General features: G+C 74.1%; 19 protein-coding genes. 7 read left to right on the top strand and 12 right to left on the bottom strand.

Annotation, left to right across the window (positions count from 1 at the left end; translation table 11 throughout):
* Window positions 1–82 precede the first annotated feature (82 nt).
* Window positions 83–565: a MarR family winged helix-turn-helix transcriptional regulator gene (locus tag OG514_RS05895; RefSeq protein ID WP_266891582.1), complete on the top strand. Its 483-nt coding sequence runs from the start codon at window positions 83–85 to the stop codon at window positions 563–565.
* Window positions 566–598: 33 nt separating this feature from the next.
* Here OG514_RS05895 and OG514_RS05890 read toward each other — a convergent pair whose 3' ends face one another.
* The 5 genes from OG514_RS05890 to OG514_RS05870 form a co-directional block, all read right to left on the bottom strand.
* Window positions 599–1,828, bottom strand: a complete 1,230-nt coding sequence (locus tag OG514_RS05890; protein WP_266891580.1) for a beta-ketoacyl synthase — start codon at window positions 1,826–1,828, stop codon at window positions 599–601.
* Window positions 1,828–2,058 carry an acyl carrier protein gene (locus tag OG514_RS05885; RefSeq protein ID WP_266891578.1) on the bottom strand — a complete coding sequence of 77 codons (231 nt, stop codon included), beginning with the start codon at window positions 2,056–2,058 and terminating at the stop codon, window positions 1,828–1,830. The genes OG514_RS05890 and OG514_RS05885 overlap by 1 nt, the downstream gene beginning before the upstream one ends.
* The gene (locus OG514_RS05880; RefSeq protein ID WP_266891576.1) at window positions 2,055–3,743 is read right to left on the bottom strand and encodes a prenyltransferase/squalene oxidase repeat-containing protein; all 1,689 of its coding nucleotides are present in this window, start codon (window positions 3,741–3,743) and stop codon (window positions 2,055–2,057) included. Before OG514_RS05880 ends, OG514_RS05885 begins: the two co-directional genes overlap by 4 nt.
* A gap of 105 nt (window positions 3,744–3,848) precedes the next feature.
* A complete protein-coding gene (locus OG514_RS05875) occupies window positions 3,849–4,349 on the bottom strand; it encodes an NUDIX domain-containing protein (RefSeq protein WP_266891574.1) in 501 nt (166 codons plus the stop codon).
* Entirely contained in the window at window positions 4,346–5,620 is a 1,275-nt protein-coding gene (locus OG514_RS05870) for a cytochrome P450 (RefSeq protein ID WP_266891573.1), read from the bottom strand. Before OG514_RS05870 ends, OG514_RS05875 begins: the two co-directional genes overlap by 4 nt.
* 36 nt (window positions 5,621–5,656) lie before the next feature.
* Between OG514_RS05870 and OG514_RS05865 the strand changes: the two genes are divergently transcribed.
* Together OG514_RS05865 and OG514_RS05860 are read left to right on the top strand one after the other, a co-directional pair.
* Entirely contained in the window at window positions 5,657–6,952 is a 1,296-nt protein-coding gene (locus tag OG514_RS05865; RefSeq protein WP_266891571.1) for a wax ester/triacylglycerol synthase domain-containing protein, read from the top strand.
* A gap of 50 nt (window positions 6,953–7,002) precedes the next feature.
* Window positions 7,003–7,245: a hypothetical protein gene (locus OG514_RS05860; protein ID WP_266891569.1), complete on the top strand. Its 243-nt coding sequence runs from the start codon at window positions 7,003–7,005 to the stop codon at window positions 7,243–7,245.
* A 59-nt stretch (window positions 7,246–7,304) separates the two neighbouring features.
* On the opposite strand, the gene OG514_RS05855 is transcribed toward OG514_RS05860, so the two are convergent.
* The 3 genes from OG514_RS05855 to OG514_RS05845 all read right to left on the bottom strand — a co-directional run bounded on the left by OG514_RS05855 (window position 7,305) and on the right by OG514_RS05845 (window position 10,354).
* On the bottom strand, window positions 7,305–8,786 hold the full coding sequence (locus OG514_RS05855) for an MFS transporter (RefSeq protein ID WP_266891567.1): 1,482 nt from the start codon (window positions 8,784–8,786) through the stop codon (window positions 7,305–7,307).
* Window positions 8,783–9,484 carry an NAD(P)H oxidoreductase gene (locus tag OG514_RS05850; RefSeq protein ID WP_266891565.1) on the bottom strand — a complete coding sequence of 234 codons (702 nt, stop codon included), beginning with the start codon at window positions 9,482–9,484 and terminating at the stop codon, window positions 8,783–8,785. The genes OG514_RS05855 and OG514_RS05850 overlap by 4 nt, the downstream gene beginning before the upstream one ends.
* Window positions 9,485–9,586: 102 nt before the next feature.
* Window positions 9,587–10,354 carry an SDR family oxidoreductase gene (locus OG514_RS05845; RefSeq protein ID WP_266891564.1) on the bottom strand — a complete coding sequence of 256 codons (768 nt, stop codon included), beginning with the start codon at window positions 10,352–10,354 and terminating at the stop codon, window positions 9,587–9,589.
* A 143-nt stretch (window positions 10,355–10,497) separates the two neighbouring features.
* Here OG514_RS05845 and OG514_RS05840 point away from each other — a divergent pair, with 143 nt between their 5' ends.
* From OG514_RS05840 to OG514_RS05825, 4 genes are all read left to right on the top strand, one after another.
* Window positions 10,498–13,803, top strand: coding sequence for a BTAD domain-containing putative transcriptional regulator (locus OG514_RS05840; protein ID WP_266891562.1), 3,306 nt, complete (start codon window positions 10,498–10,500; stop codon window positions 13,801–13,803).
* A 101-nt stretch (window positions 13,804–13,904) separates the two neighbouring features.
* Entirely contained in the window at window positions 13,905–14,351 is a 447-nt protein-coding gene (locus OG514_RS05835) for a GNAT family N-acetyltransferase (RefSeq protein ID WP_266891561.1), read from the top strand.
* On the top strand, window positions 14,348–15,646 hold the full coding sequence (locus OG514_RS05830; protein WP_266891560.1) for an MFS transporter: 1,299 nt from the start codon (window positions 14,348–14,350) through the stop codon (window positions 15,644–15,646). Before OG514_RS05835 ends, OG514_RS05830 begins: the two co-directional genes overlap by 4 nt.
* Window positions 15,647–15,801: 155 nt before the next feature.
* On the top strand, window positions 15,802–19,488 hold the full coding sequence (locus tag OG514_RS05825) for a S8 family serine peptidase (protein WP_266891559.1): 3,687 nt from the start codon (window positions 15,802–15,804) through the stop codon (window positions 19,486–19,488).
* A 68-nt stretch (window positions 19,489–19,556) separates the two neighbouring features.
* On the opposite strand, the gene OG514_RS05820 is transcribed toward OG514_RS05825, so the two are convergent.
* The 4 genes from OG514_RS05820 to OG514_RS05805 form a co-directional block, all read right to left on the bottom strand.
* Window positions 19,557–21,005 carry an acyl-CoA synthetase gene (locus OG514_RS05820; RefSeq protein WP_266891558.1) on the bottom strand — a complete coding sequence of 483 codons (1,449 nt, stop codon included), beginning with the start codon at window positions 21,003–21,005 and terminating at the stop codon, window positions 19,557–19,559.
* A 136-nt stretch (window positions 21,006–21,141) separates the two neighbouring features.
* Complete coding sequence (locus OG514_RS05815) at window positions 21,142–22,377, bottom strand: nitrate/nitrite transporter (protein WP_266891556.1); 1,236 nt, start codon at window positions 22,375–22,377, stop codon at window positions 21,142–21,144.
* A 133-nt stretch (window positions 22,378–22,510) separates the two neighbouring features.
* Window positions 22,511–24,052: a GAF domain-containing protein gene (locus tag OG514_RS05810; protein ID WP_266891554.1), complete on the bottom strand. Its 1,542-nt coding sequence runs from the start codon at window positions 24,050–24,052 to the stop codon at window positions 22,511–22,513.
* Window positions 24,053–24,106: 54 nt separating this feature from the next.
* The gene (locus OG514_RS05805; RefSeq protein ID WP_266891552.1) at window positions 24,107–25,168 is read right to left on the bottom strand and encodes a rod shape-determining protein; all 1,062 of its coding nucleotides are present in this window, start codon (window positions 25,166–25,168) and stop codon (window positions 24,107–24,109) included.
* Window positions 25,169–25,410: the final 242 nt, after the last annotated feature.

The following is a 25,410-nucleotide window of genomic DNA, read 5'->3' as shown; positions in this document are numbered from 1 at the left end:
GCGGTGGCTCTCTATTGATAGCGCACTATTTAGTTGTGCACAACTCAATCGCGTGTGAGTTGTCCTCGCGTATCCTGGAGCCATGGAGACGCTCGACACCGTCCCGGACGAGGACTTCCTCCGGCTCGACCACCAGATCTGCTTCTCGCTGCACGCGGCGACCCGCGCCTTCAACGGCGTCTACCGCGAGGCGCTCAAGGAGCTGGGGCTCACCTACCCCCAGTACCTCGTGATGCTGGTGCTCTGGGAGCACGGCGAGCTGCCCGTGAAGGGCATCGGCGAGCGCCTCCGGCTCGACTCCGGCACCCTGTCACCGCTGCTCAAGCGGCTGGAGGCGGCCGGGTACGTCGAGCGGCGCCGCAGCCCCGAGGACGAGAGGTCCGTCACCGTACGGACCACCGCCGAGGGAACCGCGCTGAAGGAGAAGGCCCGCGGGGTACCGCGCCGGATCGCCGCCGCGACGGGCCTCGACCTCGCCGACATCCGCGACCTGCGGGAACGCCTCGACGCGCTGGCCGTCCGGCTCGACGGCGTCGACCCGGACGACCTGAACGTCTGCCGCTGACGTCTCCCGCTGACGTCTACGGTCGGAGGGCCGTCACGGCGCGGTGATCACCAGGGCCGCGTTGTGGCCGCCGAAGCCCACCGAGGTGGACACGGCCAGGCGCAGCAGGGCACTGCGGGCCGTCGTGGGGACGTCGAGGTCGATGCCCTCGCCCGGCTCCGTGAAATTGGCCGTCGGAGGCACCGTGCCCTCCGCGATCGACAGCACCGTGAGCGCCGCCTCCACCGCGCCCGCCGCACCCAGCAGATGCCCGGTCACGCCCTTCGTCGACGTCACCGGCGGCCGGTGCGGAAGCAGGGCCGCCAGGGCCGCCGCCTCCACGGCGTCACCGCGCGGCGTGCCCGTCCCGTGCGCGTTGACCAGGTCCACATCGCCCGGCGCCGCACCCGCCTCGGCGAGCGCGCCCCGGACCGCCGCCGTGAGACCCGAGCCGTCCGGCCGGGGCGCCACCACGTGGTGCGCGTCGGACGTCGCCCCGTAACCGCTGATCAGCGCCCTGGGGCGGACCCCGCGAGCCGCCGCGTCCGCCGGCCGCTCCAGAACCAGGAACCCCGCGCCCTCCGCCATCACGAAGCCCGACCGATCCACGTCGAACGGCCGGAGGCCGCCCGCCGGGTCGTGGAAGCGGCGGGACAGCGCGCGGAGCCGGTCGAATCCCGCGATGTAGAAGGGGCTGAGCGAGGCCTCGGCCCCGCCCACGAGGACCAGGTCGCAGCGTCCGAGGGCCAGCAGGTCCAGCCCCACACCGATCGCCGTCGCCCCCGCCGCGCAGGCCGTGGTCACCGCCATCGACGGGCCCCGGACGCCGAACTCCACCGCCAGCTGCGCCGCGACCGCGTTCGGCAGGGCGCCCGGTACCGCGAACGGCGACATGTCCCCGGGGCCGTCCGTCCCCAGCACCCCGCGCTGCGCCTCGTACGTGAGGACACCGCCCGCCCCGATTCCGGCGACCACCGCGACCCGCGCCCCGTCCCAGCCGCCCGGGTCCAGACCGGCGTCGGCGAGCGCCTCCCGGGCCGCGCACAGGGCGAGGGCGGCGCTGCGGTCGGGCCGCCGCGCCGCCGCCGCCCGGCCGAAGTCCTCGGGGAGCCCGGGCGCCCGGCAGGCGAGGTAGGTGAGCCCGTCGCGCTCCTCCAGCGCGGCGGTGGGCTTCCCGACGCGCACGGTCTCCCAGGTCGTGGCCCGGTCCGCACCCGCCGGGGTGAACAGGCCGACACCCGTGACGGCCGCCCCGCAGCCGGGTCCCGGCCTGCCGCCGCGCATCAGGCCACCCCCGCGTGGGCGGAGACAAGTCGCTCGATCGCGGAGACGGTCGTCGCCGCGTACAGCTCCTCCTCGGGCACCGGGACGCCCCGCTCCTTGCGCAGGACCAGCGCGAGCTCGGTCAGCAGGAGCGAGTCGAGCCCGGCCTCCTCGCGGGTCGCCTCCGGTGTGACGTCCTCCGGGTCGAGCCCGAGCGAGACGAGCAGGTTCTTCAGTTCGTCGAAGGTCATACGGCTTCCTTGCCGGTCGGGGCGGTCGGAGGGGTTGGAGTGGGCGTGAGGCGGGGGTCGCGCGCGGCCGCCGCGCGCGCGTGGTTCAGGCCGAGCAGCACGCACACGTCCGTCAGGAGCGGTACGTGGTAGGCGAGCGGCCTCGGCCCCGCCTGGTCGGGGCGGGAGACGAAGCCCCCGTCCGGGCGCTGCCGTTCGAGCAGGTGGCGCACCGCGCGCTCCGTCGCGCCGACGGCGGACGGCACGGCCGGCGTACGAGCCACGGCGATCAGCGCGTACGCGGTGCTGATCGGGTCGCTCGGATCGGACGGCACGTGCCCCCAGCCGCCGTCCGGGTTCTGGGTGTCGACCAGCCGGGCCACGGCCCGCGCCCGGGCCCGCGCGACCTCGATCGCCGCCGCTCGCCCGCTCTCCTCCGGCCGGCCGGGCGCCACGGCGTGGAATGAGTCGTACGCCAGGACCGTACGGAACAGGGCGTTGCTCTCGTTGAGGCTCCAGCTGCGCTCGAAGGGCCCCGCGGTCTCCTGCCGGGCCGCCATGAACCGGACCGCGGCCTCCACGACGGGCCGGTGGGCCGGGCTCGGGGCGAGCGCGTTCACCGCCGCCGCCGTTATCGCCACCTCGGAGGCCGTGCCGGGCTCGAAGGTCGGGAAGCCGCCGTCCTCGCCCCGCCGGGCCAGCAGATACCGCTCGCCGGCCGCCACCTCGGCGCCGAACCGCTCCGGGGCCGTCGCACGCAGGAACTCCATGCAGTACGAGGTGTCGTCGACGTCGCTCTGGGCGACCGCACGATCGAAGCCCCAGCCCCCGTCGGGATTCTGTCGCTCCGTCAGCGCGGTGGCGAGGGCCCGCAGGGTGTGCGTGGGGGCTCCCGCGCCGGCCAGGGCGAGACCGCCGGTCGCCGTCGCGAACACGTCCATGCCGGTGATGAACGGCAGCCCGCCGTCCGCACGGAGCTGCCCGCGCAGCTCCCGCGCCCGCGCGTCCACGGCCGCCGCGTACCGGGCCCGGTGCCGGAGCGCGAGCAGGGCGAGGATCCGGGCGAGATGGTTGCCGTACGGGGGCGGGCCGGGCAGCGCGCAGGGTGCGAGCGTGCGCCAGTCGTCCTCGGTGACGAGCCGCGGCGAGCCGGTACCGAAGGAGTGCAGGACCTTCAGGGCGGCCATCTCCGTGACCAGCCATCGCTGCTGGCCCCTGGCCTCGAAGACGCTCTCCGGAGAGGGGAGTTCGGGGAAGGTGTGGGCGCCCAGCTCGGCGAGCACCGTCTGGAACATCAGCCGTTTGCGCCCGGCGGTGAAGTGGTCGAAGCCGCCGAGCAGCCGGGTCAGCGCGGCCGGCCCGTCCACGTACTCGCCGAGCGCCGCGCGGGCCGCGGCCTCCTGCACGGGGTCGGGGGCGCCCTCGTCCAGGGCGGTCTTCAGGCGCCGCATCAGCCGTTCCTGGGCGTCCGGGTCGACGCCGGTCACCGTGAGCAGCCGCAGCGCGAGGGCGGACTCCAGGATCCGGCTGTCGCAGGGGGCGCGGAGCAGCCCGTCCGGTCCGGCGGCCGCCACCAGGCGGGTGGCGAGCCGGGCCCGTGCACGGTCGAGCCGGTCGGTGGCGGAGGGAAGGCCTGGTGCGGGGCCCAACGCGGGGCCCGGGACGGCGAGCGAGGCACCGGTTAAGGGCAGCGCGCAGTACGTCATGGTGGGGGGTCCTTCGTCGATGCGGGGAGAGGAGACGCGGGGCAGAGAAGCCGTGGGGAGTGAACGTGGGGGAGGGAAGCCGTGGGGGCGGGAAAGGGGCGCCGGTCAGAGGGGGAAGAGGCGCCGTACGGCCTCCGCGCCCGCCGGGACCAGCGGGGTGTAGCCGCCCGTCATGACCGCGAGCGGTGCGATGAAGCCGCACCAGGCGATCTCCCGGGGATCGGGCCGGGGCGGGCGGTCCGCCACCCAGCGGTGGACCGTGAGGAAGCAGTCGCCATGGGGATCGTCGACGCGGATCCGGTACGCCTCGGTGAGGCCGGTCACCGTCGTCCAGCCCAGCTCCTCGCCGAGCTCCCGTACCGCGGCGGTGCGGTACTCCTCACCGGTCCGCACCGCCCCGCCCACCAGGACGTCGTAGTGGTCCGGATAGGCCGGGGCCGTGGCGGTCCGCCGGTACAGGAGGACCCGGCCGGCGTGGTCGGTGCAGACGGTGGCGGCGTACCGGCGGAGCAGGCCGGCGGGCGGTCCGGCCGCCCGGCCGCCCTGGGTGACCACCCGGTCGCCGGGGTCGACGTAGTCGACGCGCTCGGAGGGGTGGGCGTTCACGTCCGCTCGCGGACGCGCGCGGGCAGCGGGCCCGCCGGGCGCAGGTTGATGCCGAAGACGGGTTCCCCGGCCGGGGCGGTCGTCTCGACGGTGAACCGGGCGAGGAGCGCGCCGAGCAGCGACTCCATCTCCCGCATCGCGAAGCGGGTGCCGAGGCACGCGCGCGGACCGATGCCGAACGGGAGGTACGCGCCCGGCGGCAGCGGCGAAGGGGCGGGGAAGCGGTCCGGGGCGAACGTCTCGGGCTCGGGCCACACGTGCGGGTCGCGATGGGTGAGGTACGGGCAGACGAGGAGGTCCGTACCGGCGGGGATCCGCCAGCCGTCGACGAACTCGTCGGCCGGGCTGTGGCGGGGCAGCAGCCAGCCCGTCGGATAGAGCCGCAGCGTCTCGGAGAGCACCGCCTCGACGGCGGTGGCATCGCCGTCCGCCGCGGCACCGCCCGCCCGGTCCATGATCGCCGGATGCCGGTCGAGCAGCACGAACGCCCAGGTCAGTGTGCGGGCACTGCTCTCGTACCCGGCGACGAGCAGGGTCACCAGCTCGTCCCGGATCAGCCGGTCCGTGTACGCCGGGTCCGTCTCGGCCGCGTCGAGCAGCCGGTGCAGCACGCTCGGCCCCTCGACGCCCGCGCGGTGCCGGGTCCGGGCCTCGGCCAGGGCCCGCAGCACCCGGTCGTCCAGGGCGGCCAGCGCGGCCTCCACCTCCGGCGGGAGCGTGGCCGCGCCGCCCACGTCGGCGGGGAGCGCGGCCACGATGTCCTGGACGGCCGCCAGGTCGACGTACGTCTCGCCGTCGAGGGGATGGTCGGTCAGCGAGCGCCAGATCGTGTCGACGGTGAAGAACTGCACGTCCTCGGCGATGTCCGTCGGCTCGCCGCGACGGGCCCGATCGGCCCAGCGGTCGACCACGGACGCCGTCGCGCCGGCGATGTGGTGCTCCCAGCGCTGGATGCCGCGTCCGGTGAACATCGCCTGGAGCAACCGCCGTTGGGACCGCCAGGCCTCACCCGTGGCGGACAGCATCCCGTCGCCGAGCAGGGGCTTCGCCCGGTGCGAGCGTTTGACGAACCGGTCGCCGCCGACGCCGAGCACCTGGTGCACGTGCTTCGGTTCCGTGATCAGGACCGCCGCGCGGCCGCCCCGGCGGAAACCGGTGAGCCGACCCGGCGTGTGGGCCTGGCGCAGCAGGTCGACGAGGGGTGCTCCGGAGGCGGTCCAGGCCGTCACGGCGTCGTCGTCGAGGAAGTCGGGGAGCATGCCATCCGTCACGCATTGCGATTGCATGATGACGTATCGTAGTGCCCTGTGCGATCTTCAGGTCCAGTTCGATCTTCCGGTGCCGTACCCCTCTCGGTCCTCGACCGGCTCTCCCTCGACGTGGCGGCACTGCACGCGACGGACTCCGCGCTCCACCTCGGCGGCCTGGTCGTCATCGACGGAGAACCACCCTCCCGCGCCCGGGTGTTGGACCATCTGAGGCGCCGGCTCGACCTGCTCCCGGAGCTCGGCCACCGACTGGCGGGGAGCACCGGGCGCCCGCACTGGGAGCCGGACCCCCGCTTCGACCCCGACCGTCACCTGTACGAGCTACCCGGCGCCACGGACCTGTCGGCGGTCACCGCCGAGCTGTCACGGCAACCCCTGCCGCGGCACCGCCCCTTGTGGGGCCTCTGGCTCGTCCACCGGGCGGGCGGTGGATACGGGCTCTGCTACCGGGCCCATCACGCCTTCCAGGACGGGGCCGCCGCCGTCGCCACCCTGGAACACCTGCTCGGGCCGGAGGAGTTGCCGCGCCCCCGGGTCCTCACCTTCCGGCCGCCCCGGCCCGTGGCCTGGGCCCACGTGCTGCCCGAGTTCCGGCCGCCCCGGCCGGTCGGCTGGTGGTCGGCCCTCGGCACCCGGCCCTCCCTGACGTACGCCGCCACGTTCGCCGATGTCGACACGGCCCGGCTCCACGCGCTCGGGCGCCTGACCGGGGCGACCGTCCCGCAGCTGTGCCTGGCCCTGACGACCGAGGCCCTGCGCGCCTGGCACCCCCACGACTGGGACCCCGGCGGCCCGGGGCACGGCCGGGGCCTCCGTACCAACCTCGGGATCAGTGTCCGCGACCCCGAGGACCCCCGCCCCCTCCTCGGCAACCGGGTGGCCGTCGCCGGGATCGACCTCCCCTGCGGCGAACCCGACCCGGCCCGGCGGCTCGACCGCCTCGGCCGCGACCTCGACCCGAACCGGCTCGCCCGCCTCGCCGACGCGCACCGGGTCGTCCTGCGGAGACTCCCGTACAGGATCGGCAAGCTGGCGCTCGCGCGGAGCGTCGACGCCCGCTGTACCCCGCTGAGCGTCGCCGACCTGCGGGTGCGGCGGCCGCTGGGCTTCGGCGGCGTCCCCGCCTCCGGGGTGTACGCGCTGCCGGTCATGGTCCCGGGCCAGCCGCTGTTCGTCGCCTGGGTCGTCCACCGGCGGCGCCTCCATGTCACCTTCCTCGCCGACCGCGCGCTCGCGGGCGCGGACCGGCTGCCGGGGGCGTGGCTCGCGGCCCTGACGGAGCACGAACGGTCCGCCGGGGAAGGCGCGTTCGCGGGCGCGGTGGCGGCGCCGTGACGGGGGATGCGGCACCGGGGGCGGAACCGGAGCAGCAAGCGGCACCAGGGGTGGAACCGGAGCGGGAAGCGGCACCGGCGGCGGAACCGGAGCGGGAAGCGGCACCGGCGGCGGAACCGGAGCGGCAAGCGGGACCGGGACCGGCTCCGGGGCACGGCATCGCGCCCGGGGCCTGGCCGCTCCTCGGGCACCTGCCGTATCTCGTCGCGCGTCCGCTGGACTTCCTCGACGCCCTCCCCGCGTACGGCGACGTCGTCCGCGTACGGATGGTCCCCGCACCGTCCATGTCGTGAGCCATCCCGCATGCTGCTCGCCGCGCGGTAGGCACGGCGAGCAGCTGGGTTCCCGGGGGTCAGGTGCGGGGGACCTTGCGGAGCAGGGTCAGGACCACGGCCGCCGTCACCAGGGCGAACACCGCGCTCAGTGCCGAGGCCGAGTGCAGGGCCGTCGTGAACGCCTCCCGGGCCTGCTCCCGCAGCCCCTCGTCCTTCAGGGCGAGCGCCGCGCCCACGCTCTCGTGGGCCGCGGCCGGGGCGTCGGCCGGGATACCGCCCCGGTAGACGGCGACCGCCACACTGCCGGTGACCGCGATGCCCAGGGCGAGCCCCAGGTCGTAGGCCGTCTGACCGGTCGCGGCCGCCGCGCCCGCCTTCTCGGCCGGGGCGGAGCCGACCGCGAGGGCCGTTCCGAGGACGCTGATCGGAGCCGCGCCGAACATGATGACCGCGAGGGCCAGGGCGGCCACGGTCACCCCTTCGCCCAGGGCGATCACCGCGTACCCGGCGAGGGAGACGAGGAGCCCGCCGGCCAGCACGTACGCCGGGCGGACCTTCCGTGCCGCGAAGGGCGTCAGCTGAGAACCGGCGATCAGACCGGCCGCTCCGGGCAGCAGCCACAGCCCCGCTTCGAGCGGCGGCAGCCCGGCGACCGCCTGGAGGTACTGCGGGACCAGGTACTCGACGCCGTTGAGCGCGGTCATCCCCAGGAGCAGGGTGAGCAGGGCGCCGGTGAACGCCCGGTTCTTGAAGAGCCGCAGGTCCAGGAGCGGGGACTCCAGGCGGTTCTGGCGGCGGACGAAGAGGGTGGTGAAGGTCAGGCCCAGGGCGAAGGCGACGGCCGCCTCGGCCGTCGGACCGTGCGCGGCCAGCGACTTCACGCCGTACACCAGCGGCAGGACCGCGAGGAGGAAGAGCAGCACGCTCGCGGGGTCGAGCCGGCCGGGGTTCGGGTCGCGGTACTCGGGGAGCAGCAGCGGCGCGGTGACCAGGGCGATCAGCATGACCGGCAGGCCCATCAGGAAGACCGAGCCCCACCACCAGGAGGCGAGCAGTACGCCGCCGATCACCGGTCCGATCGCGAGCCCCACCGACAGCGCGGTCACCCACATCGCGATGGCGGTGGCCCGCTGGCGGGCGTCCGTGAACATGTGGCTGATCAGGGCGAGCGTGGAGGGCAGGACCGCCGCCCCCGCGATGCCGAGGAGGGCGCGGGCCGCGATCAGCGTCCCGGAGTTCGGGGCGTAAGCGGCGAGGACGGAGGCGAGCAGGAAGCCCGCCGAACCGGCCATCAGGAGCTTGCGGCGGCCGAGCCGGTCACCGAGCGTGCCCATGATCACGAGCGTGGCGGCGGTGAGGAAGCCGTAGATGTCGGTGATCCAGAGCAACTGGGCGCCGCTGGGCCGCAGATCGGCCGAGAGGTACGGGGTGGCGAGCCACAGCACACCGAGGTCGGCGGTCATCAGGGTGACGGGGAGGAGGAGGACGGCGAGGCCGAGCCACTGGCGGGCTCCGGCCCGGGGCGGTGTCGCGGTGTTCTCCGCGAGGGTGGTGGTCATCGTGCCGGCTCCTCGTTCACGGTGTTCTCGACGGTCTTCTCGGTGGCGGTGGCGGTGGCGGTGGTCGTCGTGGCCGTGGCCGTGGCTGTGGCCGTGGTGAGCAGTTCCTCGGTCAGGGTCCGTTCGGCCTCCGTGAGCAGGTCGGCGACCCGGCCCGGGCGCAACTCCTTCGGGACACCCGAGAGTTCGGTGCCGTGCAGGACGCGGAGGGAGGCGTCCGGGAGTCCGCAGAAGGCGGAGATGCCGGTGACGAGCATCAGGCCGAGGGCGTCCGTCATGCCGAGCCGCTCGATCTCCTCGGGCGTGCCGCCCATCAGGGCCAGCCAGAGCAGCCGCTTCCCCGCGAGCCGGGGGCGGCTCCGGCCGTACGCGAAGCCGTAGTTCCAGACCCGGTCGATCCAGCCCTTGAGGATGGCCGGCGGGGTGAACCACCAGACCGGGAAGACGACCACGATGTCGTCGGCGGCCAGGACGCGGTCCATATGGGCGCGGACCTCGGGGGAGTAGACCTTCTCGCGGTTCTCCCAGTCCGGCTCGTCCTCCGGGCGGAGCGCCGGGTCGAACCCCTCGGCGTACAGGTCGAGTACGTCCACGGTGCCGCCCTCGTCCTTGAGGCGGGCGTGCAGCCGGTCGGCGACCTGGGCGGTGAGGGAGTCGGTACGGGGGTGGGCGTGGACGAGGAGCGTACGGCGGGTCATGGTCGGGGGCCCTTCGCGTGGGTTCGGGAGATACGGAGGAGGGGGCGGGGGCGGGCCCGGGGTGGTCGCGGGCCCGCCCATGGGTGGCCGGCATCCGGGCGGTCAGAGGCCGAGGCCGGAGCCGCCGCTCGCGTCGATGTTCTGGCCGGTGATCCAGCGGGCGTCGTCGGAGGCGAGGAAGCCGACGACATCGGCCACGTCGCCCGGCTGCCCCACCCGGTCGAAGACCGAGAACCCGGCGGCGTGCGCCTTGGCGGCCGGGTCGGCCATCCACGGGTGGATGTCGGTCTCGATCGTTCCCGGCGAGACCGCGTTGACGGTGATGCCCCGGGAGCCGAGGGTCTGGGCGAGGGTGAGGGTCAGCACCTCGACGGCGCCCTTGGAGGCGGCGTACGAGGTCATGCCCGGGAAGGCGACCTTGGTGACCCCGGAGGAGATGTTGACGATCCTGCCGCCGTCGCGGAGCCGGTCGAGGCCCTTCTGGATGATGAAGAACGGCGCCTTGGCGTTGACCGCGAACACCCGGTCGTAGTCCGCCTCCTCGACCTCGTGGATCAGGCCGGGGCCGGCGATCCCGGCGTTGTTCACCAGGATGTCGAGACCGTGGTCGCCCTCCGTCCGCTCGTCGAAGGCGGCCCACAGGGCGTCGGCGTCGCCGGGGACGCCCAGCTCGGTGCGGAGCGCGAAGGCGGAGCCGCCGGCGGCCTCGATCGCGGTGACCGTCTCCTTCGCGGCCGTCTCGTTGCCGGCGTAGTGGACGCCGACCCGGGCGCCGTCGGCGGCGAGGCGGAGGGCGATCGCCCGGCCGATGCCGCGGCTGGCGCCGGTGACGAGGGCGGTCTTGCCGGCGAGGGGCTTGTTGCTGCTCATGTCCTGCTCCTTGGTGGTTTCCGTGTCGCTTCCTGCTGACGGGGACGACTCTGCCGGGGGGCTGTTCGGGTACGGCTCGGGTTCTGTTCGGGCCTGGTTCGGGCCCGGACCAGGGCTTGTTCGGGCCGGGTTACGGTGGCCGCATGCGATTCGCGGTGCTGGGGGAGACGGCCGTACGGACCGAGGACGGCACGCCCGTCCGGGTCCCTGAGCTCAAGGTGCGGGCCCTGCTCGCCGCGCTCCTTGTCGACGCGGGCCGGCCGGTCGCGGCGTTCCGGCTCGTCGACGACCTCTGGGGCGACGAACCGCCCGGCAACCCGCTGCGGGCGCTCCAGGCCAAGGTCTCCCAGCTGCGCCGCGCCCTGGACGAGGCCGAGCCCGGCGGGCGCGACCTCGTCGTCACGCAGGCACCCGGATACCTCCTCGCCGTACCCGAAGGGGCCCTGGACGCGCACGAGTTCACCCGGCTCGCCGCCCGGGCCCGGGAGACGGCCGATCCGCGCGCCCGAGCCGTGCTGCTCGGCGAGGCGCTCGACCTGTGGCGGGGACCGGCGTTCGCCGGCTTCGCGGAGGAGCCCTTCGCGCGGGCCGCGGCGGACCGCCTGGAGGAGGAGCGGCTCGTCGTCCGCGAGACACTGGCCGAGGCCCGGCTCGAAGCGGGCGAACAGGACGTACTGACGGGTGAGTTGGCGGAGCTCGTAGCCCTTCATCCGCTGCGCGAACGCCTGCGGGCGGTGCAGCTGCGGGCCCTCTACCGGGCGGGTCGGCAGAGCGAGGCGCTCGCCGGGTACGAGGAGCTGCGCGCCCTCCTCGCCGACGAGCTGGGGATCGATCCGAGCCCCGAACTGGCCGCGCTCCACACGGCGATGCTCCGGCAGGACGCGTCGCTCTCGGCGCCCGTGCCCGCGACCGCTCCTCCCTCCGTCCCGGTGGTGACCGGCAGCAGCCCGGTCCGGGGCAATCTCTTCGCGCCGCTCGCCGGGATCGTCGGACGGGACGCTGCCGTCGCCGAGGTGCGGGGGCTGCTCACCGAACGGCGGCTCGTCACGCTCACCGGGCCCGGCGGGGTCGGGAAGACCCGGCTCGCCGTCGAGGCGGCCGGGCAGCTGCGCGAGGAGTTCGCCGACGGGGTGTGGCTCGTCGAGTTCGCCGGCGCGCGCGGGGAACTCGCCGAGGTCGTCGCCGCCGCGCTCGAACTCCGTGACGACGGGGTGTGGGGGCTGCGGCCCGAGGGCGAGCGGGCGCTCACCGCGGCGGAGCGGCTCGCGGAGGTCCTGCGCGGCAAACGCACGCTGCTCGTCCTCGACAACTGCGAACACGTCGTCGACGAGGCGGCCTCGCTCACCGAGCTGCTGCTGCGCACCGCGCCCGGTCTCGTCGTCCTGACGACCAGCCAGGAACCCCTCGCCCTGGCGGGCGAGACGCTGTGGGCGGTGGAGCCGCTGGACGGGGACGGCGCGGTCGAACTGTTCTCGGCGCGGGCGGCGGCCTCCGCCCCCGGGTTCGGTACGGGCGCCGCCCTCGACCCCGCCACCCAGGAGACGGTACGGGCCATCTGCCGCCGCCTCGACGGCATCCCGCTCGCTCTGGAACTGGCCGCGACCCGCGTCCGGGCCCTCGGTGTGCACGGGCTCCTGGCGCGGCTCGACGACCGCTTCCGGCTCCTCGACGCGGGGCTGCGCGGGGCGCCGGCCCGGCAGCAGACCCTGCGGGCGGTCATCGACTGGAGCTGGGAACTGCTGGGCGAGCAGGAACGAACGGTGCTGCGACGCCTCGCGGTTCACGCGGAGGGCTGCTCGCTGACGGCGGCGGAGGAGGTGTGCGCGGGCGGAGTGGTGCCCGGAGGAGCGGAAGAGATGGCCGCCGGGGGAGTGCCCTCCGGGGCGGTGGCCGCCGGGGACGTCTTCGGTCTGCTCGCGCGTCTCGTCGACCGTTCGCTCGTCGTCGCCGTCGACGGGCCGGACGGGCCCCGGTACCGGCTCCTGGAGTCCGTCGCCGCGTACTGCCTGGAACGGCTGCGGGACGCGGGCGAGACGGAGGTCGTACGGGAACGGCATCTGACCCACTACCTGCGGCTCGCCGAGGACGCCGGGCCCGCGCTGCGCGGGCCGGACCAGCGCCGCCGCCTCGCCCACCTCGACGCCGAGACGCCGAACCTGCGGGCGGCCCTGGACCGGGCGGTCGCCGAACCCGGAACCGGCCGGAACGCCGAGACGGCACTCCGGCTCGTCGACGCGCTCGCCTGGTACTGGGTCATGCGGGGGCGTCTCGGTGAGGCGCTCCGCTCGGCGACGGCGGCGCTGGGCCCGGTGGGGGAGAACGCGGCGCGGACCGAACCGGCCGCGCTCCGCGCCCGCGTGGAGGTCTGGCGCACCGGCCTCGCCGTCATGGGCGGCGACGGCACGGACCGGCAGCGGCGGATCGCGCGGGCGCTCGCCGGGTACGACGAGTCCGAGCCGCCGCACCCCTCGGACCGGTCCTGGGCGCGCTGGTTCCTTTCCCACGCGCTCTGCGGGACGGGCAGCCGGAGCGAGGGCGGTGACCTGACGGGGGAGGCGCTCGACGGCGCCCGGGCGCACGGGGACCGCTGGGTCGAGGCGGCGGCGCTCGCGGACCGCTCGGTGCAGCGGCTGCTGGGCGGCGACGTGACGGGCGCGGAGACGGACGCGGCGCGGTCGGACGCGTTGTTCGCGGAGGTCGGCGACGCGTGCTCACGGCTGTGGTCGGTGTATCCGCTGGCGACGGTCGCCGAGATCCACGGGGAGTACGAGCGGGCCGACCGGCTCAAGCGGGCCGGGCTCGCGACGGCGGAGGGCCTCGGCCTGACGACCGAGGTGCCGGACCTGCTGGCCGGGATCGGGCGTACGGCCCTGCTGAGGGGCGACCTCGCCGAGGCGCGGGCGTACCACGGGGCGGCGCGGGAGCGGGCGGTCGAGGTCGGGTTCCGCGCGGGTGAGATCAACGCGGTCCTCGGGCTCGGCCTGGGGGCCCGGCGCGAGGGCCTGGTCGAGGAGGCCGAGGGGCACATGCGGGAGGTCCTCGACTGGCACCGGTCGGTCGGTCTCGACTCCGCCAACGCGCTGATCCTGGCCGAGCTGGGCTTCTCGGCGCTGGCGCGCGGCGATGCGGTGGGGGCGCTGAGACTCCAGGAGGAGGGCTACGGCACCGCCCTGACCTCCGGCGACCCGCGCGCGGTGGCGCTCGCCCTGGAGGGCCTGGCCTCGGCACACGCGGGCGCGGGCCGGGCCCGGGGGGCCGCACTCCTCCTGGGCGCGGCGTCGGCCCTGCGCGCCTCGACGGGCGCACCCCTGCCCCCGGCGGAACGGCTGGACGTCGACCGGGTCGAGGAGACGACCCGCACCACCCTGGGTCCGGCCGCCTTCACGACGGCCTTCACCCAGGGGACGACCCTGCCCCACGCGTCGGCGGTGACGGAGGCGGGCCGCTAGGTCGTGTCCGCCTCCGTCACTCATACCTACCGCCCGGCTCCGACCTCGCCGTTTGCCAAAACGTAAGGATCAATATCCAGCAACGCCCCTATACTCGCCCCATGTCCGAGTTCACCATCCGGCGTGCCACCGCCGACGATTCCAAGCGGCTCACCCGGCTCGTCCGGACCTCTCGTGCCTATCGGGGGGACTACGCCGGCATGGTCGCGGGGTACCAGGTGGGAGGCGCGTACATCGAGCACCATCCCGTGTTCGTCGCCGTCGACGCGAGCGACCGTGTGCTCGGCTTCTACGCGCTGCTCGTCGAAGACGCCGAACTCGACCTCGCCTTCGTCGCCGACAGCGCGCAGGGGCTCGGCATCGGGCGGCTGCTCATGGAGCACATGGCCGGGCAGGCCAGGGCCGCCGGGCTCACGACCGTGCGGGTCGTCGCGCATCCGCCCGCCGAGGAGTTCTATCTGCGGACCGGCGCCGTCCGGACCGGCACCGTCCCGCCCTCCGGACACATCCACTGGGACCGCCCCGAGCTCCGGTACGACCTCGCGTGACCGCCACCCAGCCGTCGCCGCAGTCGCGACCCCAGCCCGAGCCCGACGCACAGCCCCCGGCCCCCGAGCGCCGCCGGCTCTTCGCCGACCTCACCCCGCTGCGGACCTCCGCCCACTACCGCCGTCTCTGGTTCGGCAGCACCGTCTCCTGGGTCGGGCAGGGCATGACGTCCCTCGCCGTCTCTCTTCAGGTCTACGACATCACCCGCTCGCCCTTCTCCGTCGGGCTCGTCGGACTGTTCTCGCTCGTACCGCTCGTCGTCTTCGGGCTGTACGGCGGGGCCATCGCCGACACCGTCGACCGCCGCAAGCTCGGGCTCTACAGCGCCTGTGGTTCCGCCGTGCTGTCGATCGCGCTCGCCACCGCCGCGTTCGCCGGTTTCCACCGGGTCTGGTTCCTGTACGGGATCGTCGCCCTGCAGGCCGTGTGCGCCGCGCTCAACTCGCCCGCGCGGTCCTCGATGATCCCCCGGCTGCTGCCGCCCGAGCAGCTGCGCGCCGCCAACGCGCTGAACTCGATGGTCACCACCTTCGGCATGCTCGTCGGGCCGAGCCTAGGCGGCCTGATCGTCGGGTTCGCCGGTTACCAGACCGCGTACCTCGTCGATGCCGTCGCCTTCTCCGCGAGCCTCTACGCCATGTGGCGGCTGCCCGCCATGCTTCCGGAGCGGGCCGGCAGCAAGAGGGCCTCCGTCCTCGACGGGCTGCGATTCCTCGCCACCCGGCCCAATCTGCGCATGACGTTCTTCTCGGACTTCTGCGCCATGATCCTCGCCCATCCGCGCGCGCTGTTCCCCGCCATCGCCGTCCTCTGGTACGGCGGCGACGCCAAGACCGCCGGACTCCTCGTCGCCGCGCCCGCGTTCGGGGCGCTCCTCGGCGGGGTGCTCTCCGGCTGGCAGGGCCGCATCCGGCATCACGGGCAGGCGATCTTCGTCGCCGTCGCCTGCTGGGGCACCGCCGTCGCCGTCTTCGGGCTCACCCGGAACCTCTGGCTGGGGCTGTTCCTGCTCGCTCTCGCCGGCTACTCCGACACCGTCTCGATGATCTTCCGGAACACGATGATGCAGGTCGCGGCGCCGGACGAGATGCGCGGTCGGCTCCAGGGCGTGTTCATCGTGGTGGTCGCGGGCGGGCCCCGACTCGGGGACTTCCTCGCCGGCTCGGTGGCCGATCTGACCTCGCCCGCCGTCGCCGTCACCGGCGGCGGAATCGCCTGCGTCCTCGCGATCGGTGTCCTCGCCCTGTACGGGCGCGGTTTCCGCCGGTACGACGCGCTCGACCCGACTCCGTGAGCAATTCTCCCCGAACGGTACGTCCTGTTCTGGCGGTTGGCCGCCACGGCACATAACCGCCAGGATCAAGCGGAGTCAACTCCCCCTCCCAGGGCCAAGACTCCTCGCGGCACCCGGAAACACCCCCGACCCCGGGTCCGCGAGGAGTTCGAACGATGACGTCGAGGAACGCACCCTTCGACAGAGGGAGGGCCGCGCTGATCGCCGCGGGCATCTCCCTCGTGATGCTCTCGGCCGGGCAGACCGCCGCCGCCGGGACCACCGCCTCCGCCGTACCGGACACCTTCAAGGGGGCGGCGGCGAGCACCACCGTCACCCTCGTCACCGGCGACCGCGTCACCCTCACCGACCTCGGCGGCGGTCAGCAGACCGTCACCGTCGACCGGGCCAAGGGCGCCACCGGCGCGATACGCAGCCAGACCTCCAACGGCCGGATCACGGTCATTCCCGACGAGGCCCGCCCCTACCTGGCCTCCGGCGCGCTCGACCCGCGCCTCTTCGACGTCACCGGCCTCGTCGAGCAGGGCATCACCGGCGACCTGCCGCTGATCGTCACGTACGGCGGCAAGGGCGCCCGTACCGCCGCGGCGACCCCGCGCGGTGCCGAGACCGTCCGCCCGCTGCCCAGTGTCGGCGGCGCCGCCGTCACCGCCACCGACCCCGCCGCCTTCTGGCAGGGCTTCACCGCCGCTCCGAACGCGCGGTCCGCCGCCCCCGCCAAGGTCTGGCTCGACGGCCGCGTCAAGGCCGCCATGGCCGACTCCAACGCCCAGATCGGCACCCCGAAGGCCTGGGAGGCCGGGCTCACCGGCAAGGGCGTGAAGGTTGCCGTCCTCGACACCGGCGCCGACCTCGCCCACCCCGACCTCGCGGGCCGGATCACCGAGTCCAAGTCCTTCATCGCGGGCCAGGAGGTCGCCGACCGCAACGGCCACGGCACGCACGTCTCCTCCACCGTCGGCGGCAGCGGCGCCGGCTCCGACGGCAAGGAGAAGGGCGTCGCCCCCGGCGCCACCCTCGCCGTCGGCAAGGTCCTCAGCGACGCGGGCTCCGGCTCCGAGTCGGAGATCATCGCCGGCATGGAGTGGGCCGCCAAGGACATCGACGCGAAGATCGTCTCGATGAGCCTCGGCTCCAGCGAACCCAGCGACGGCACCGACCCGATGGCCCAGGCCGTCAACACGCTCTCCGCCGAGACCGGCGCCCTCTTCGTCATCGCCGCCGGAAACTCCGGCTACCCCGGTTCCATCGGCTCGCCCGGCGCCGCCGACTCCGCGCTCACCATCGGCGCCGTCGACTCCGCCGACGAGGCCGCCTACTTCACGAGCCAGGGCCCCCGCTACGGCGACCAGGCCCTCAAGCCCGACCTGTCGGCACCCGGTGTGAACATCCTCGCCGCCCGCTCCCAGCTCGTCTCCGGCAGCGGCCTCTACACCTCGATGAGCGGTACGTCGATGGCGACCCCGCACGTCGCCGGTGTCGCCGCCCTGCTCGCCGAGCGGCACCCCGACTGGACCGGCGCCCAGCTCAAGGACGCGCTGATGTCCTCGTCGAAGACCCTCGACGCCTCCTCGTACGCGCTCGGCTCCGGCCGGGTCGACGTGGCCGCCGCGATCGCCGCGAACATCACCGCGACCGGCTCCGCCGACCTCGGCTTCGTCGCCTGGCCGTACGAGACGAACAAGCCGGTCACGAAGACCGTCACGTACGCCAACTCCTCCGACAGCGCGGTCGAGTTGAACCTGGCCGTCGAGGGGATGCCGGCCGGTGTCGCCACCCTCGCCGACACCACCCTCACCGTCCCCGCCCACGGGACCGCGAGCACCACGATCACCGGTGACGGCGCCAAGGCCCCCGTCGGCCAGTCCTCCGGCCGGGTCACCGCCAGCGCCGCCGGCACCGCCGTCGCGCACACCGCGCTCGGCCTGGTGAAGGAGGAGGAGCGCTACACCCTCACCGTCCACGTCAAGGACCGTGACGGCGCCGCGACCCCCGCCTACCTCGGCGTGCAGCAGCTGACCCAGGGCGTGGACCCCTTCCCGGCCACGGTCGGCGAGTCCGGCACCCTCGAACTGCGCCTCAAGCCCGGCACGTACACCGTCGACACCTTCCTCGACGTGCGCGGCTCCCACGGCGAGGACTCCCTCGGCCTCGGCTTCCTCACCGAGCCGGAGATCACCCTCGACCGTGACCGCGAGATCACCCTCGACGGGCGGCAGCTCCGCGAGATCCGCGCCGAGGTCGAGAAGCGCACCGAGACCCGGCAGCTCCTGATGGAGTTCGACCGCGACGCCAACGGCGCCTCCTACGGCGGAGCCGTCCAGGTCCCGCCGCGGTACGACTCGGTCTTCGCGGCGCCCACCCGCAAGCCCGCCACCGGCACCTTCGAGTACCGGACCGTCTGGCGCCTCGGCAAGCCGACGCTGGAGGCGACCGTCGACGGCACCCGCCTCGCCGGCGCCACCCCGCAGGCCGGCGCCACCCTCCTGGAGGGCGGCCACCGTCTCGGGCTCGTCGACGCGGGCACCGGCACCCCCGCCGAGTACACGGGCAAGAACGCCGCCGGCAAGGCCGTCCTCGTGCGGCTCACCGAGGGCGCCGACCCGACGCAGCTCGCCCAGACCGCCCAGGACGCGGGCGCCAAGGCCCTGTTCGTCACCGACGACCAGCCCGGCCGCCTCATGAAGTGGTTCGGCACCGCCGACTACCAGGACCGGCCGCTCTCCGTCGCCACCGTCAACACCGCCGACGCACAGCGCCTCGCCGCCGGCGCGGCCCGCGGCAAGCGCGTCGAGCTGACCGGCACCCGCTTCACCCCGTTCACGTACGACCTCTCCGAGGGCCACCCCGGTGCCATCGGCAAGGACCTGGTCTTCCGTCCCGACGAGGACGAACTGGCCACCATCCACTCCACCTTCTACGCGCCGACCAAGCGCAAGGAGCTGGGCGGCGAGTTCCGCTACTCGATCACCGACACCTTCCCGATCGGCTTCGGCTTCAAGGAGTGGATCGGCTTCCCGACCGAGCGCACCGAGTACGTCTCCACCGGCACCGGCCAGCGCTGGCACGAGTCCGTCGACCTCGGCGACTCCCTCGAAGAGCGCGGTGGCCGGTCCGTCTACCGCGGCGGCAGCACCGTGAAGCTCGACTGGTTCGGCCCCGTCTGGCACCCCTGGCTGGGCACCGGCCTCGGCTGGGGCCAGCAGCGCACCGGCAACGACCTTCGGTTCAACACTCCCGGCTGGGGCGACTCCGGCACCGACCACACCGGCTTCGGCAACGTGTGGAACGACGACTCGATGACGCAGTACACCGAGGTGTACGTCAACGGGACCCGCGTCGACCGCAAGATGAGCTCCGGCGCCTACGCCTGGGACGCCCCGGCGGAGGAGGCCACCTACAAGGTCGTCACCGACACCGCGCTCGACCCGGCGCGCTGGCGGCTCGCCGGAAAGGGCCACAGCGAGTGGACCTTCCGCTCCGCCGAGACCCCCGGCGACCGGATCACCTACCTGCCGATGCTCAACCTCGGCTTCGACGTGGACACCGACCTCAACGGTGACGTCCGCGCCGGGAGCAAGCTGCCCGTCGGGATCTCCGCCGAGTACGTGAAGGGCGCCACCGGCACTGGCACCATCGGCGCCGGCACCCTGGAGGTCTCCTACGACGAGGGCAAGACCTGGACGAAGGTCACCCTCAAGAAGGCGCGCCACGGCGCCGCCTGGGACGGCGAGCTGCGCGTCCCGACCGGCGCGGGCTCCGTCTCGCTGCGGGCCGGGGCGAGCGACGACCGGGGCGGCTCGGTCACGCAGGAACTGATCCGTGCGGTGGGCGTGAAGTAGCCACCGGTCCGCTGCGGACGGCCGGGCCCCCTCCTGCTCGTAGCGGGAGGGGGCCCGGCTCGGTCTGCTCAATCGCCGTCTCCCAAGGCCTTCTTGAGGATCTTGCCCATGTCGTTACGGGGGAGCGCGTCGAGGTAGCGCACCACCCGGGGCCGCTTGTGCGGGGCGAGCAGCCGCGCCACATGGTCGGCGAGCTCCGCCTCCGCCGGGGGCGTCGAAGCGTCCGCCGGCACCACCCAGGCCACGATCCGCTCGCCCAGGTCGGGGTCGGGCTCGCCGGTGACGGCGGCCTCCCGGACCCCGGGGTGGTCGAGGAGAGCGTTCTCGATCTCGCCCGCCCCGATCTTGTAGCCGCCGCTCTTGATCAGGTCGGTCGCCTTGCGGCCCACGAGCCGCACCGCGCCGTCCGCCTCCCGGACCGCCATGTCGCCGGTGCGGAACCAGTCGCCGTCGAAGGCGGCGGCCGTCGCGTCGGGCCGGTTGAGGTAGCCGGAGAAGAGGTTCGGGCCGCGCACCTGCACCTCGCCGACCGTCTCCCCGTCGAGCTCCTTCAGCACGGAGCCGTCCTCGTCGACGAGCCGCAGCTCCACGCCCGCGAGCGGCACCCCGACGGTCCCGGGGCGCGGCCCGGCGCCCGGCAGGACGCTGGTGTTCATGAGCGTCTCGGTCATCCCGTACCGCTCCACGACCGTCCGGCCCGTGGCCGCCGCGATCCGCTCGTGGTCGTGGACCGGCAGCGCCGCCGAACCCGAGACGAGTAGCCGCGCCCCGGCCATCGCCCGGACCAGCTCGGCGTCCTCGGCGAGCGCGTCCGCGAGCCGGTGGTACATGGTCGGTACGCCGAACAGCATCGTGCCGCCGCCCGCGCCGCCCAGCTCCCGCGCGACGCCCGCCGCCGAGAACGCGCCCAGGTGCCGGACCTCGCCGCCCCGGCGCAGCGGCCCCAGGACGCCGAGGATCAGCCCGTGCACGTGGAACAGCGGCAGCGCGTGCACGAGGACGTCGTCCGCCGTCCAGGACCAGGCCTCGGCGAGCGCGTCGAGCGAGGCGGCGATCGCCCGCCGGGAGAGCAGGACGCCCTTCGGGGGTCCGGTGGTGCCGGAGGTGTAGACGATCAGGGCGGGGGACTCGGCGTCGGCGGACTCCGTGACCGGCGCGCCGGCCGCCGTGAGGTCCACGTCGATCCGGGGAAGCCCGGCGAGCCCGGCGGGCAGCACGTCCTCGGGACCCGCGAGCACCGCGGTGGGCTTGCTGTCGTCCAGGATGTGCGCCAGCTCGCGCTCCCCGGTCCGCGGATTGAGCGGTACGGCCGGCACGCCTGCGAGCAGGGCCCCGACGACGGCGACGGCCGTCTGCGCGGTCGGCGTGGCCCAGACGGCGACCCGCTCGCCGCCCCCGATCCGCGCCGCCAGGGCCCCGGCGGCCCGCGCCAGCTCCTCGTAGGTCAGGGCGTACGCGCCGCAGCGCAGGGCGGGCCGGGGGGAAGGGGCCGCAAGGGCCGGAAAGAGCGCACTCACCGGTCGTACTCCTCGTGTCGTCGAGGGCGATGGCTACCGACACACATTCTGCCGCCCCGCCCGGCCGCCCCCACTGCGGGCCGGCCCGCGCGGGCGTGGCCCACACCGGTGGTGGCCGGCGGCCGGCTGAGGAGTGTCAGGGGCGGGTCGCTGTGAGTGGGGACCTTTGGGGGGTCGGGTTCTCGCCCTCCGGGCGGATTCCGCGCATCCGGCCCCACGCGTACACACAGCCCGCCAGCGCCAGATCCGACAGCAGCATGAAGCCGATCGAGTACGACCCCTTCGCGCTGTAGATCGCGCCCATCACCAGCGGCGGCAGGAACCCGCCCAACCCGCCCATCGCACCGACGATGCCCGTCACACTGCCGACCTTCGCCTGCGGGGTCACCTGCGAGACCAGCGCGAACACCGAACCGCTCGCCGTGCCCAGACCCGCCGCCATGATCAGCAGGGCGATCGTGCCGCCGGGGTTCAGCGGCGGGTCGAAGGCCTGGACGATCGCGAGCAGGGCGACCACGGCGAGCGCGGCGGCCGTGACGAGCGCCGGGTGGATCCGGTCCGAGAGCCAGCCGCCGATCGGCCGGAAGACGACGGTCACCAGGGCGAATCCGGCCGCCTTGGTGCCCGCGTCCGTCGGGTCGAGCTCGTACCAGGTCTTCAGATACGTCGGCAGGTAGACGCCGAACGCGACGATGCCGCCGAACCCGATCGCGTACAGCGCCGACAGCTCCCACGTCACCCGCAGCCGCCCCGCCGCGGCGAGCCGGGTCGCCAGGGAGGCGGTGGGCACGGGGCGGTCGGGCCGGTCGGTGATGAGGAACGTGGCGAGCACCGCGTACGCGGCGAGCGCGATCGCCACCACGATGAACGGCAGGTTCTCGCCGTGCTTGGCGATGCGCGGGGTGAAGTAGCCGGACAGCGCCACACCGCCCATGCCCATGCCGAACACGCCGAGCGCGAGACCGCGTTTCTCGGGCGGGAACCAGGAGTTGACCAGCGGGATGCCGATCGCGAACGTCGTACCGCCGAGGCCGAGGAGGAAGCCGACGACCAGCATCAGGCCGTAGCTGTCCTTGGCGACGATGAGCAGCAGCACGGGGATGATCGTCAGCGCCGAGACCAGCGGGAACATCAGTTTCGCGCCGTACCGGTCGGTCAGTGCCCCGGCCGGGATGCGGCCGAGCGACCCCACGAGGACGGGGACCGCGACGAGCAGCGACTGCTCGAAGGAGCTGAGTTCGAGCCGGTCGCCGTACCAGCTGGCGAGGGGCGCGATCAGGTCCCACGCCCAGAAGGTGAGCGTGAAGCCGATGGTGGCCGTCACCAGGTTGCGGTAGGCCGCCGCTGTCGGGGGCTTGGTCTCGGTGTCCACGCCTCCAGTCAAGATCGGGGCGGGGTGGGCGGCGCGCCGGGCTGCTCCGGACGAGTGTCCCGTACGAAGTCCGGTCGAGCGTCCCGTACGAAGTCCGCACGAGCGTCCCGTACGGGTGTCCCCGTAAAGGCGCCTACGGCCAGGTCACCGTCGTCGGCGGAGTGTTGTCGTCCGTGACCCGGAGCCGGGCCCCCTCGTCTCCGACCGACACCTCGACCGTGATCGCGCCGACCCCCGACCGCCGGTGCGCCGCCGCGAGCGCCCCGCGCAGGGCGGCCAGGACCTTCCCCGCCGTCTCCTCGTCGATCAGGGTGTCGACGGCGCCGGTGAAGTGGACGGACGGCTGGAAACCGAGCAGGACCGCCGCCCCGCCCGTCTCCCGCAGCACCTTCCCCCGGAAGGAGGTCGGCGCGTCCGCCGGCGGCTGCTGGAGCGCGAAGATGGTGGTACGCACCTCCTGGATCGTCGAGTCCAGTTCGTCCACCGCCCGCCCGAGCAGCGCGTTCTCGTCGGAGGAACCGGCCGCCCGCCGCCGGGTCGACTCCAGCATCATCTCCGTGGCGAACAGGCGCTGCACGACCAGGTCGTGCAGATCGCGGGCGATCCGGTCCCGGTCCTCGTACACCGCGAGCCGCTCCCGGTCGTGCCGCGCGTCCGCGAGGACCAGCGCGAGCGCCGCCTGCGAGGCGAACTGCGAGGCGAGGAGCCGGTCGACCGCCGTGTACGGGGCGTCGCCGCGCCGCCGGGGGAGGGCGAGGGTGCCGATGAGCTTCCCGCCGCTCTGCAGCGGCAGCATCATCGACGGGCCGAAACGGGACCGGACAGGGGTGGTCATCCGGGGGTCCGTCGCCGAGTCCTCGATGAACACCGGTTCCCCGCCGAGCAGCTGGACGAGCACGGGGGAGCCGGGCGCGATCGTCGTACCGACCAGATCGCCCGGGTCGTGCGTGGTCGAGGCGGCGACGATCTCCATCCCGCCCTCCGTGGTGGGCTGGAGGACCACGCCCGCCGAGGCGCCCGCGAGGATGCGGGCCCGCTCGGCGACGGTCGTCAGGGCGTTCTCGGCGGACGCGCCGGTCAGCAGTGCCGTGGTCACGGCCGCCGCGCCCTCGATCCAGCGTTCCCGCTGCCGGGCGGTCTCGTACAGCCGGGCGTTGCCGATGGCGATGCCGGCCTGCGAGGCGAGCACCCGGAGCAGGGAGAGGTCCTCCTCGGTGAAGGTGCCGTGGCGCTTCTCGGCGAGGTACAGATTGCCGAAGACCTCGGTGTGGACCCGGATGGGGACGCCGAGGAAGGTGTGCATCTCCGGGTGTCCCGCCGGCACGCCGGAGGAGCGCGGATCGGCCGCCAGGTCGTCGAGCCGCAGCCGCTGCGGGTCCTGGACGAGGACGCCGAGCAAGCCGGTGTGGCCGTCGGGGAGACGGCCGACGCGCAGCCGCTCCTCGTCCGTCAGGCCGGAGGTGAAGAGCTCGGTGATGCGGCCGCGCTCGGGGTCGACGACCCCGAGCGCGCCGTAGCGGGCGCCGGTCAGTTCGGTCGCGGAGTCCACGATGTGCTGGAGGGTGGAGCGGAGTTCGAGGTCCGTCCCGACGCTGAGGACCGCTTCGAGCAGCATGGGCAGGCGGGGTACGTCCTCGTCCGTGCCCTCGCCCCTGTCCTCGTCCATGATCGTCATGGTCTCATTGTCGTACGAATCGTTCGTTTTCGCGGGATTGTGTCCGACGGTGACTCAGTCCTCGTCGGCGAGCGGGTCGCGCACCGCCAGCGGGTCGAGGACCATCGGCTGGACCTTGCCCTCCAACATCGCGCCGAGGCCCAGGACCGCGCAGACGTCCGGCCGTTCGGCGATGTGGACCGGCATGCCGGTCGCCTCGCGCAGCATCTGGTCGAGCCCCGGCAGCAGGGCGCTGCCGCCGACCATCATGATCCCGCGGTCCGCGAGGTCGGCCACCAGGTCCGGCGGGCAGTCCCGCAGCACCTTCCCGATGCCGTCGAGGACGGCCGTCAGCGGGGTGTGGATCGCCTCCCGTACGGCGGCGGTGTCGACGGTCACCGAACGGGCCAGGCCCGTGGCGACGTCACGCCCGTGGATCTCGGTCCAGGCCGGGCCGTGGGGCGTCAGGCCGTTGCCGCTGAGCGCCAGTTGCAGCGGGCGTACCGACTGGCTCGGCAGCATCAGCTCGTGGTGGTGGCGCAGGTGCTGGATGACGGCGTGGTCGATGGCGTCGCCGCCGACCGGCATCCGCTCCGCCGTGACGATCGAGCCGAGCGAGAGCACCGCGACCTGCGTGGTCGCCGCCCCGCACACCAGGATCATGGTGGCGGTGGGCTGTTCGACCGGAAGGCCGCAGCCGACGGCGGCCGCGATCAGCGTGTCGACGAGCTCGACGCGGCGGGCCCCGAGACCGACGAGGGTCTCCACGGCGGCGCGCTGGGCGAGCGGGTCGCTGTCGTGCGGGGTGCAGGCGGCGGCGCGCAGCCGGGGCTTGCGGCGGAGCTGACGGCGCAGCTTCTCGCCGAGGAGATGACGGAGCATGCGCTGCGCCATCTCGATGTCGACGACCGTGCCGCCCGAGACGGGGCGGACGACCCGGATGTAGTCGGGGGTACGGCCGGTCATCTTCTCGGCCAGCGCGCCGACGGCGATCAGCGCTCCGGTCCGGGTGTTGACGGCGGCGACGCTCGGCTCGTCGACGACGAGTCCGGCGCCCTTGACGAAGACCCGGGTGCGGGCGGCACCCAGGTCGACGGCGACATGGCAACGACGCAGCTGCTCAAGGCTGACGGTCACGGCGGATCCTCCGGAGTGCGGTGCTGGCACGGGCGAGGCGGTTCGCGTTTCGCGGTCCTGATGGCATCGTCCGGCCGAATGGGGCCCGGCGCGCGCTGGGATGAGCCGCCCGGGGCCCGGCCGCGCGGGCCCGGCAGGACGTACCGAAGCGGGAGAATCACGACGCACCGCCGCCCACCTGCGGTTTCCACACAGGATCCTCACTTCCGTGTCTACCTGTGGCCGTACCGGGCCGCATAGCC

It is taken from the genome of Streptomyces sp. NBC_00572, from assembly GCF_026341815.1.
Lineage (GTDB): Bacteria > Actinomycetota > Actinomycetes > Streptomycetales > Streptomycetaceae > Streptomyces.
The sequence above is the reverse complement of the archived record's forward strand: the minus strand, read 5'-3'. Positions and strand labels throughout refer to the sequence as shown.